Annotated in this window: 11 protein-coding genes; all 11 read left to right on the top strand. The window is 74.6% G+C overall.

All coding sequences use genetic code 11. From position 1 onward, the window contains the following. Window positions 1–1,725, top strand: a 1,725-nt coding sequence (locus CTKZ_RS16300; protein WP_124343930.1) for a [protein-PII] uridylyltransferase, incomplete at its 5' end; no start/stop codon positions are given. Between the two features lie 24 nt (window positions 1,726–1,749). Beyond that, a complete protein-coding gene (ffh, locus tag CTKZ_RS16295; protein ID WP_124343929.1) occupies window positions 1,750–3,351 on the top strand; it encodes a signal recognition particle protein in 1,602 nt (533 codons plus the stop codon). Window positions 3,352–3,355: 4 nt separating this feature from the next. Beyond that, the gene (locus CTKZ_RS16290) at window positions 3,356–4,456 is read left to right on the top strand and encodes an amidohydrolase family protein (RefSeq protein WP_124343928.1); all 1,101 of its coding nucleotides are present in this window, start codon (window positions 3,356–3,358) and stop codon (window positions 4,454–4,456) included. A 226-nt stretch (window positions 4,457–4,682) separates the two neighbouring features. Further along, window positions 4,683–5,114, top strand: coding sequence for a 30S ribosomal protein S16 (gene rpsP / locus CTKZ_RS16285; RefSeq protein WP_124343927.1), 432 nt, complete (start codon window positions 4,683–4,685; stop codon window positions 5,112–5,114). Next, window positions 5,114–5,353 carry an RNA-binding protein gene (locus CTKZ_RS16280; protein WP_124343926.1) on the top strand — a complete coding sequence of 80 codons (240 nt, stop codon included), beginning with the start codon at window positions 5,114–5,116 and terminating at the stop codon, window positions 5,351–5,353. Before rpsP ends, CTKZ_RS16280 begins: the two co-directional genes overlap by 1 nt. A gap of 165 nt (window positions 5,354–5,518) precedes the next feature. Then, window positions 5,519–6,103, top strand: a complete 585-nt coding sequence (rimM, locus tag CTKZ_RS16275) for a ribosome maturation factor RimM (RefSeq protein ID WP_124343925.1) — start codon at window positions 5,519–5,521, stop codon at window positions 6,101–6,103. A 1-nt stretch (window position 6,104) separates the two neighbouring features. Continuing rightward, window positions 6,105–6,920: a tRNA (guanosine(37)-N1)-methyltransferase TrmD gene (gene trmD, locus CTKZ_RS16270; protein ID WP_124343924.1), complete on the top strand. Its 816-nt coding sequence runs from the start codon at window positions 6,105–6,107 to the stop codon at window positions 6,918–6,920. A 218-nt stretch (window positions 6,921–7,138) separates the two neighbouring features. Further along, window positions 7,139–7,501 (top strand): 50S ribosomal protein L19, encoded by a 363-nt coding sequence (gene rplS, locus CTKZ_RS16265; RefSeq protein WP_124343923.1) that lies wholly within the window; start codon window positions 7,139–7,141, stop codon window positions 7,499–7,501. 287 nt (window positions 7,502–7,788) lie between these two features. Then, window positions 7,789–8,562 carry a signal peptidase I gene (gene lepB / locus CTKZ_RS16260; protein ID WP_235843520.1) on the top strand — a complete coding sequence of 258 codons (774 nt, stop codon included), beginning with the start codon at window positions 7,789–7,791 and terminating at the stop codon, window positions 8,560–8,562. Further along, window positions 8,559–9,386, top strand: a complete 828-nt coding sequence (gene rnhB / locus CTKZ_RS16255; RefSeq protein ID WP_124343922.1) for a ribonuclease HII — start codon at window positions 8,559–8,561, stop codon at window positions 9,384–9,386. Before lepB ends, rnhB begins: the two co-directional genes overlap by 4 nt. Before the next feature lie 69 nt (window positions 9,387–9,455). After that, window positions 9,456–9,779, top strand: coding sequence for a DUF2469 domain-containing protein (locus tag CTKZ_RS16250; RefSeq protein WP_124343921.1), 324 nt, complete (start codon window positions 9,456–9,458; stop codon window positions 9,777–9,779). The last annotated feature ends 154 nt before the right edge of the window (window positions 9,780–9,933 follow it).

Genomic DNA, 9,933 nt, shown 5'->3' with positions numbered 1-9,933 from the left:
GGGGTGGGGGACCTCCGCGTCGAGCGGCTCGACCTCGCCGCCCGCCTCACGGGCCCCACCGCCGACGGGGTCGCGCGCCGCGCGGCCGCCGTCGACCTGGTCCGGCACCGCCTCGCCGAGCTCTGGCACCAGGCGACCGACGGGCAGGACGTCAACGGCATCGCGCTCGGCGCGGTCGGCAGCATCGGCCGCGGCGACGCGAGCCCGGTGAGCGACCTCGACCTGCTGCTCGTGCACGAGGGGCGTGGGCACTCGCCCGAGCAGCTCGCCGAGCTCGCGCAGCGGCTCTGGTACCCGATCTGGGACGCCGGGCTCGACCTCGACCACTCGGTCCGCTCGCTCGCGCAGTGCCGCCAGGTCGCGTCGAAGGACCTCCCGGCGGCGGTCGGCCTGCTCGACCTGCAGCCGGTCGCGGGCGACGCGGTGGTGATCGCGCGCGCCAAGTCGGCGCTGCTCGAGGACTGGCGGTCCGCGGCCCGCCGCCGCCTGCCCGAGCTGCTGGCGTCGACCCGGCAGCGCGCCGAGCAGCACGGCGAGCTCGCGTACCGCATCGAGCCCGAGCTGAAGGAGGCCCGCGGCGGCATCCGCGATGCGGTCGTGCTCAGCGCGCTCGCGGCGACGTGGCTCACCGACCGCCCGCACGGCGCGGTCGACCACGCGTACGCGCACCTCCTGGACGTGCGCGACGCCGTCCAGGTCGCGACGCGTCGGCACACCAACCGGCTGCTGCTCGCCGACCAGGACGAGGTCGCGGCGCTCGTCGGCTTCGACGACCGCGACGACCTGCTCGCGAGCATCGCGGAGGCGGGCCGCGTCATCTCGTACGCGCTCGACACGACCGCGCGCAACGCCCGTCAGGCGCTCCAGCGGCCCGCGCGCAGGCCCGTGCTGGTCCGCGGACGCCGGACGCCGCCGCGCCTGCGGCCCATCGCGGAGGACCTGGTCGAGCACGACGGCGAGATCGTCCTCGCGGTCGACGCCCGCCCGGCCGAGGACCCGCTGCTCTCGCTGCGCGCCGCGGCGACCGCCGCCCGGACGGGACTCGCGCTCTCGCCGGTGACCGTCGCGAGCCTCACGGCGACGCCTCCGCTGCCGACACCGTGGCCCAAGGCGGCACGGACGTCCTTCCTCCAGCTGCTCGCGTCGGAGCACGCGCAGGTGCCGATCTGGGAGGCGCTCGACCTGGCGGGCGTGGTGACGACGTGGATCCCGGAGTGGGCCGGCGTGCGGAACCGGCCGCAGCGCTCGCCCGTGCACCGGCACACCGTCGACCGGCACCTCGTCGAGACCGTCGCGCGCGCGGGGCACGCACGCCGGGACCTCGCGCTCGGCGACACGCTGCTGCTCGCCGCGGTCCTGCACGACATCGGCAAGCGCGCGGGGGCGGGGGACCACTCCGTCGAGGGTGCGCGGCTCGCCGCGCCGATCGTGCTGCGCATGGGCTTCGACGACCAGGTCGCGACGGACGTCGCGCGCCTCGTGCGGGAGCACCTGACGCTCGTCGAGCTCGCCACGACGGCCGACCCGGACGACCCCGCGACCGTCGACCGCCTCCTCGACGCGGTCGACCACCGCGCCGACCTGCTCGCGGTGCTCCGCGCGCTGACCGAGGCCGACGCGTCCGCGGCCGGTCCCGCGGCGTGGAGCGCGTGGCGCGGCACCCTCGTCGACGACCTCGTCGCGCGGGCCGGCCGGGTCCTGACAGGTACCCTGGGACGTCCGTGATCCCCGAAGCGTGAGGACCGCCCGGTGTTCGCCACCCTGTCCGACCGACTGACGTCGACCTTCAAGAACCTGCGCACCAAGGGCCGTCTGTCCGAGGCGGACATCGACGCGACCGTGCGCGAGATCCGCCGCGCGCTGCTCGACGCGGACGTCGCCGTGCCGGTCGTGCGGTCCTTCACGGGGGCCGTGCGCGAGCGCGCGCTGTCCGTCGAGGTGTCGCAGGCGCTCAACCCGGCGCAGCAGGTCGTCAAGATCGTCAACGACGAGCTCGTGTCGATCCTCGGCGGCCAGAACCGGCCGCTCGCGTACGCCAAGCGTCCGCCGACCGTCATCCTGCTCGCGGGTCTGCAGGGTGCGGGCAAGACGACCCTCGCGGGCAAGCTCGCGCTGCACCTCAAGAACCAGGGCCACACGCCGCTGCTCGTCGCGGCGGACCTCCAGCGCCCCAACGCGGTCACGCAGCTCCAGGTCGTGGGGGAGCGCGCCGGCGTGCCGGTGTACGCGCCGCACCCCGGCAACCAGGGCTCCGACGACTACCTGCCCGCCGGCGCGGACCCGGTGTCGGTCGCCCGCCAGGGCCTCGAGACCGCGCGCACCCGCCAGCACGACGTGCTCATCGTCGACACCGCGGGCCGCCTCGGCGTCGACGCCGAGCTCATGCAGCAGGCCTCCGACATCCGCGACGCGGTCGAGCCCGACGAGATCCTCTTCGTCATCGACGCGATGATCGGCCAGGACGCGGTCGCGACCGCGCAGGCCTTCGCGGACGGCGTCGGCTTCACGGGCGTCGTGCTGTCCAAGCTCGACGGCGACGCGCGCGGTGGTGCCGCGCTGTCCGTCGCGTCGGTGACGGGCCGACCGATCCTGTTCGCCTCCACGGGTGAGAAGCTCACGGACTTCGAGGTCTTCCACCCCGACCGCATGGCCTCGCGCATCCTCGACATGGGTGACGTGCTCACGCTCATCGAGCAGGCCGAGAAGGCGTTCGACGCCGAGCAGGCCGAGAAGATGGCCGGCAAGCTCGTCAGCGGCGAGGACTTCACGCTCGAGGACTTCCTCGTGCAGATGCAGCAGCTGCGCAAGATGGGCCCGCTCAAGAACATGTTCGGGATGCTCCCCGGCATGGGCCAGATGCGGGAGGCCCTCGACAGCTTCGACGAGCGCGAGGTCGACCGCATCGAGGCGATCATCCGCTCGATGACGCCCGCCGAGCGGCAGAACCCGAAGATCATCAACGGCTCGCGCCGCGCCCGCATCGCGCGCGGTTCGGGCACCACACCGACCGACATCAACCAGCTCGTCGAGCGGTTCGACGGCGCGCAGAAGATGATGCGCCAGATGGCCAAGGGCGGCGGCATGCCGGGCATGCCCGGGATGGGCAACCTGCCGGGCATGGGCGGCAAGAAGTCGCGGGGCAAGACCGCGGCTCCCGCGCGGAAGGTCAAGGGCAAGTCGGGGAACCCCGCGAAGCGTGCCGCGCAGGAGCGGGCGGCGCTCGAGCGCGGCCCCGCGACGCCGGCGGCGACCGGCTCGGCCTTCGGGCTCGGCCAGCCGGCCGCGCAGCAGGACGTCGACCCGGCGGACCTGCAGCTCCCCGCCGGGCTGGACCGTTTCCTCGGCCGCTGACGCCATGACGGCCGGCGAGGTGCTGCACCTGCGCGGGACCGTCGTGCTCGACGACGACCGCGAGGTCGGGGAGGCGTGGGTCGTCGGCGGACGCGTGACGTTCTCCCGTCCTGCCGCGTCGCCCACGGCGACGCTCGACGGGTGGGTGCTCCCCGGCCTCGTCGACGTGCACTGCCACATCGGGCTCGCGTCCGACGGGCCTGTCGACGACGGCACCGCGGAGAAGCAGGCGCTGGCCGACCGCGACGCGGGCGTCCTGCTGGTGCGCGACGCGGGCTCGCCCGCCGACACCGGCTGGGTGCACGCGCGCGACGACCTGCCGCGGCTGATCCGCGCCGGCCGGCACCTCGCCCGTCCCAAGCGCTACCTGCGCCACTACGGCCGCGAGCTCGCGACCGTGGAGGAGCTGCCCGCCGCGGTCCGCGAGGAGGCCGCGCGCGGCGACGGCTGGGTCAAGCTCGTCGCCGACTGGATCGACCGCGACCTCGGCGCCGACGGCGACCTGCGACCGCTCTGGCCGCGCGACGTGCTGGCCGAGGCGGTCGCCGCCGCGCACGACGCCGGTGCGCGCGTCACCGCCCACACGTTCGCGACCGAGTCGCTCGACGACCTGCTCGACGCGGGCGTCGACTGCCTCGAGCACGCGACCGGCGCGTCCCCCGAGCACGTCGAGCGCATCGCCGCCGCCGGCATCCCCGTCACCGCGACGCTCCTGCAGGTCGCGCAGTTCCCGGCGATCGCCGCCCAGGGCGCCGAGCGCTATCCGCTGTTCGCTGCGCGCATGCGCGCGATGGGGGAGCGGCGGTACGACCACGTGCGCGACCTGCACGACGCGGGCGTGCGCGTGCTCGTCGGCACGGACGCGGGCGGCACGATCGGGCACGGCCGGATCGCCGAGGAGGCGACGGAGATGGCGCGCGCCGGCATCCCCGACCGGGACGTGGTCGCGGCTGCGAGCTGGCGGACCCGTGCCTGGCTGGGCGCCGACGGGCTGAGCGAGGGCGCGTCGGCCGACCTGGTCGTCTACACCTCCGACCCGAGGGACGACGTGCGCGTGCTCGCCGACCCGGCCGCCGTGGTCCTGCGCGGGCAGCGGGTGCGCTGACCGGCGCGGACGTCGACGACGGCCTCCGTGGACGGCCCGTCGGACGGCCGTCGTCGCACGCAGCCGACCGGCTTGGGAGCACGGTGCGACGTCTGGCACAATGGTCGGCTGTACCCGATGGCTGCAGCCCCTCTACCTGCTGTCGTCGTGTCCTCGGCCGGACGGCGCCCCACCCCACGGGCAGCGCCTCGAGGCCACCCCAGCAGATCCAGGAGAAGACCACACCGTGGCCACGAAGATCCGTCTCAAGCGTCTCGGCAAGATCCGGGCGCCGTACTACCGCATCGTCGTCGCGGACTCGCGCACCAAGCGCGACGGCCGCGTCATCGAGGAGATCGGCAAGTACCACCCGACCGAGGAGCCCTCGTTCATCGAGATCACCTCGGACCGCGCGCAGTACTGGCTCGGCGTCGGCGCGCAGCCGACCGAGCAGGTCCTCGCGCTCCTCAAGGTCACCGGCGACTGGCAGAAGTTCAAGGGCCTGCCGGGCGCCGAGGGCACCCTGCGGACCAAGGGCGACAAGGCCGACCCGAAGGCCGCGATCGAGGCCGCCGCCGCTGACGCCGAGAAGGTCAAGGCGACGGCGTCGGAGAAGAAGGCCGCCGTTGCCGAGGCCCCGGCCGACGAGGCGCCCGCCGCCGAGGACGAGCAGGCCTGATGCTCGCCGACGCGCTCGAGCACCTGGTGCGCGGGATCGTCGACCACCCGGACGACGTGCGCGTGAGCGCCTCGTCCCTGCGGCGCGGCGAGCTCCTCGAGGTCCGGGTCCACCCGGACGACCTCGGACGCGTCATCGGTCGCGGCGGACGCACCGCCCGTGCGCTGCGCACCGTCGTCGGGGCGCTGTCCCCGGACGGCGCGGTGCGCGTCGACGTCGTGGACGTCGACCGCCGCTGACCCGCCCCCGGGCACGCCGTCACGGCGGCTGCCCGACGGCTCGACAGGCCCGGTCCCCTAACCTGGGGACCGGGCCTGTGCCGTGCCTGCCCGTCGTCGCCCTGCCGTCGTCGCCCGCCCGGAACCGGGCGCCCGATCCACGCCGTATCCCTCGGAGGAACTCCCATGCTGCTGACCGTCGCGCGGATCGGACGTGCGCACGGCCTGCGCGGCGAGGTCGCGCTCGACCTGCGCACCGACGCGCCCGAGGACCGGCTCGCCGCGGGAGCGGTGCTCACCACCGAGCCCGCGTCGGCCGGCCCGCTCACCGTCGTGCGGACGCGCGTGCAGCAGGGCCGCTGGTACGTGACGTTCGCCGAGGCGTCCGACCGCACCGCCGCGGAAGGGCTGACCGGGGTGACGCTCGTCGTCGACGCGGACGACTCCGACGACGACGAGGACGCCTGGTACCCGCACGAGCTCGCCGGCCTGCGGGCCGAGCACGTCGACGGCCGGGTCCTCGGCGAGGTCGTCGGTCTCGAGCACGCGCCCGCGCACGACGTCCTGGTGGTCCGGGAGACCGACGGCGCCCGGACGCTCGTGCCGTTCGTCCGGGCGATCGTCCCGGTGGTCGACGTCGCCGGCGGACGCGTCGTGCTCGACCCGCCGGGCGGGCTTCTCGCGTCGGACGCCGCCAACCTCGTGGTGTCCGACGAGACGCGGGGCGACGGCGCCGCAGGCACGCGCGACGGCGTGGACGACGAGGCCTGACGTGCGCGTCGACGTCGTCACGATCTTCCCCGACTACCTCGCGCCGCTCGACCTCTCGCTCGTCGGCAAGGCGCGCACCGCCGGGCTCCTGGACCTGCGCGTGCACGACCTGCGCGACTGGACGTCGGACCGCCACCGCACCGTCGACGACACCCCGTTCGGCGGTGGTGCGGGCATGGTGATGCGGCCCGACGTGTGGGGGAGGGCGCTCGACGACCTGCTCGACGAGGGCTCGCACCTGCTGCTGCCGACCCCGTCGGGCACGCGCTTCACGCAGCGGACCGCCGAGCGCCTCGCGACCGAGACGCACCTCGTCGTCGCGTGCGGGCGGTACGAGGGCATCGACGCACGCGTGGCCGAGCACTACGCGACCCGCTCCGGCGTGACGGTCAGCGAGTTCTCCCTGGGCGACTACGTGCTCAACGGCGGGGAGGTCGCGGCGCTCGTGCTGGTCGAGGCCGTCGCCCGCCTGCTCCCGGGCGTCGTGGGGAACCCGGAGTCGCTCGTCGAGGAGTCGCACGGCGCCGCCGGGCTGCTCGAGTACCCCGTCTACACGAAGCCGCCGACCTGGGCCGAGCTCGACGTGCCGGAGGTGCTGCTGTCCGGGCACCACGGCCGCATCGCGCGCTGGCGGCGTGACCAGGCGCTCGTCCGCACGGCGGCACGGCGTCCCGACCTGCTCGACGCGCTCGCCCCCGACCAGCTCGACGCGCACGACCGCGCGACGCTGCAGGCGACGGGGTGGTCGCCCGGTTCCGCGGAGCCGCAGGTGACCGGTTCCGGCGCGACCGACGGTCCGGCGCGCGCCGACGCCTGACGCGATTACCGCGGGCGGGTGCCGCTGTGGCAGACTTGTCCGCTGGTGCACGCAGGTCGCGTCTCTGCCACAGGGGAGACGACCCACGGCCAGCCGGGAACCGCCGATCGCTCGGCCCCGGACGCACCGGAACCAGACCATCGCAGGCGCCCGCCCCTCGCGGCCGGGGCGCCCACGAGAACGTTCCTGACCTGTGGCAGGGCGGGGAAGCGGCACACATGCACACGCTCGACCAGCTCGACGCAGCCTCGCTGCGCAACGACGTCCCGGACTTCCGCCCCGGTGACACCGTCAAGGTCAACGTCAAGGTCGTCGAGGGCAACCGCTCGCGCGTCCAGGCGTTCCAGGGTGTCGTCATCGCCCGCCAGGGCGCCGGCGTCCGTGAGACGTTCACGGTCCGCAAGATCAGCTTCCAGGTCGGCGTCGAGCGCACCTTCCCGGTGCACTCCCCGTCGCTCGAGTCGATCGAGGTCGTCACCCGCGGTGACGTCCGTCGCGCGAAGCTGTACTACCTGCGTGGCCTGCGCGGCAAGAAGGCCAAGATCAAGGAGAAGCGCGAGAGCGTGCCGTCGAAGGGCTGAGCCTGCTCGACGCTCCACGACGGGCGGTCACCCTCCGGGGTGGCCGCCCGTCGGCGTCTCCGCACCCTCGCCCGACGGTCGCCGCCCCGCCCTCCCGTACGCGTCCCCGCACCCGTCACGGGCGCCTGCACCGACCCCTCACAGCCGGGTCACAGAAGCCCCGTGACCGTGTCGTGGTCAGGTACACGAACGGCCCTGCGGCGTGCGAGAGTGTGCGGGTGATCGACCGTCCCGCCGAGGGAGTCCACGAGCAGCCCCGGCGCACCCCCTGGCCGCGGGAGGGCCTCGTGCCCCCGCCCACCGACGACCACGCGCAGGGCGACGACGCCCCCGACGACCGGCGCTCGCGCCGGAACCGGCACGTCGCGAAGCGCCAGCGCAACGGCGCGCTGTCGATGCTCCGCGAGACCGTCATCATCCTCGTCAGCGCCCTCGCGCTGTCGCTCGTCGTCAAGACGTTCCTCATCCAGGCGTTCTTCATCCCCAGCCCCTCGATGCACGACACGCTCATCGAGGACGACCGGATCCTCGTCAGCAAGCTGACCCCGGGTCCGTTCGACCTGCGGCGCGGCGACATCGTCGTGTTCAAGGACCCGGGCGGCTGGCTCAACGGCGCCGGGGAGGTCGCGCCGACGGGCGTCAACAAGGTCGTGCGGGACGTCCTCACGTTCATCGGCCTGTACCCCCAGGACGCGGGCGAGCACCTGGTCAAGCGTGTGATCGGGCTGCCCGGAGACCACGTCGTGTGCGACGACGCGTGCGTCGCGGGCGGGCCCTTGACGGTGAACGGCGTCGCGATCGACGAACCGTACGTCGCGCCCGGCGCGATCCCGAGCGACGTGCCGTTCGACGTCACGGTCGCACCCGAGTCGTTGTGGGTCATGGGCGACAACCGGCAGCGCTCGCTCGACTCGCGGTTCAACATGGCGAAGCCGGGCGGCGGCGCCGTGCCGATCAAGAACGTCGTGGGCGTCGCGTTCGTGACCGTGTGGCCGCTCGACCGCGCCGGGCTGCTGCGCAACCCGTCGGCGACGTTCGAGGACGTCCCGGACCCGTCGTGACCGCGGACCTCGCCACCGCCGCGCCTCGTGCCGCGAGGGGCGTGAAGGCGCGCAGCGGACCGCACCTCCGGCACGAGCGCGTGCTGCTGCGGGAGGGCGCGCGGCTCGTCGCAGGCATGGACGAGGTCGGTCGCGGCTCGCTCGCGGGACCCGTGAGCGTCGGGGTGGTCGTCGTCGACGCCGCGACGCGGTCGGCGCCCCGCGGGGTGGCCGACTCCAAGCTGCTCACGCCCCTCGCGCGCACGGCGCTGCTGCCCGCGCTGCGGCGCTGGGGGCTCGCGCGGGCCGTCGGTCACGCGAGCGCGGCCGAGATCGACGCGGTCGGGATCATCGCCGCGCTGCGGCTCGCCGGGACGCGAGCGCTCGCCGAGGTACGCACCCAGATCGGACCCGTCGACGTCGTGCTGCTGGACGGCTCGCACGACTGGCTGTCCGGCCCGACCCAGCAGGACCTCTTCGCGGCCGTCGAGGCCGAGGTCCCGCCGACGCCGCGCGTGCTCACGCGCGTCAAGGCCGACCGCTCGTGCGCGACCGTGGCCGCGGCGTCCGTGCTGGCCAAGTGCGAGCGCGACGCGATGATGGTCGAGCTCGCCGCGCAGCACCCGGACTACCGCTGGGACGAGAACAAGGGCTACTCGTCGCCGGACCACCTGGACGCGCTGCGCACGCTCGGGCCGTGCGTCCTGCACCGCCGGTCGTGGCGACTGCCGACCGCGACGGAGGGCGTCCTGGGCGCCGAGGTCGCGGACCTCGAGCCGCTCGTGCCGCTCGACGCGTTCGGCCTGCCGGAGGCCGTGCACGCGTCGCTCGTCGATCCGGACTGACCGGGACGACCGGGGCCCGCGGCGGGTCGCGGTGGCGTGCGGCCCGTGGGCATGGGGGATGATGGACGCGTGAGCGCCGAGGACCTGGAGAACTACGAGACCGACATGGAGCTCGCGCTGTACCGCGAGTACCGGGACGTCGTGGGGCTCTTCTCGTACGTCGTCGAGACCGAGCGGCGGTTCTACCTGGCCAACCACGTCGACCTGCAGGTGCGGTCCGCCGCCGGCGAGGTCTACTTCGAGCTGAGCCTCGCCGACGCGTGGGTGTGGGACGTCTACCGGTCCGCGCGGTTCGTGAAGTCCGTGCGCGTCGTGACGTTCAAGGACGTCAACGTCGAGGAGCTCGCGAAGACCGAGCTCGACCTCGGCGGCGGGACAGCCTTCCCGCGCTGACGCACCGCGGGACACGCTTCCCGGAGTGCGGGCGACGCGGGAGGACCATGCCGCGCCGCCGGCGCTGCGGGGCCCCCGCGCCGCGCTGACGCACGGAGCCTCCGCCGCCGCGCTGACGCGCGACGCCTCCGCCGCCGCGCTGACGCGCGACGCC

The organism is Cellulomonas algicola, assembly GCF_003851725.1.
In the GTDB taxonomy this organism is placed as follows: Bacteria; Actinomycetota; Actinomycetes; order Actinomycetales; family Cellulomonadaceae; genus Cellulomonas; species Cellulomonas algicola.
Note: the sequence above shows the minus strand (reverse complement) of the source record. Positions and strands in the feature narration are given on the sequence as shown.

What these genes read in the sequence shown, in the direction of transcription:
- CTKZ_RS16290 (WP_124343928.1), top strand. Translation starts at nt 3,356, where the DNA reads ATGACGGCCGGCGAGGTGCTGCACCTGCGCGGGACCGTCGTGCTCGAC.
- CTKZ_RS16280 (WP_124343926.1), top strand. Translation starts at nt 5,114, where the DNA reads ATGCTCGCCGACGCGCTCGAGCACCTGGTGCGCGGGATCGTCGACCAC.
- rimM (WP_124343925.1), top strand. Translation starts at nt 5,519, where the DNA reads ATGCTGCTGACCGTCGCGCGGATCGGACGTGCGCACGGCCTGCGCGGC.
- rplS (WP_124343923.1), top strand. Translation starts at nt 7,139, where the DNA reads ATGCACACGCTCGACCAGCTCGACGCAGCCTCGCTGCGCAACGACGTC.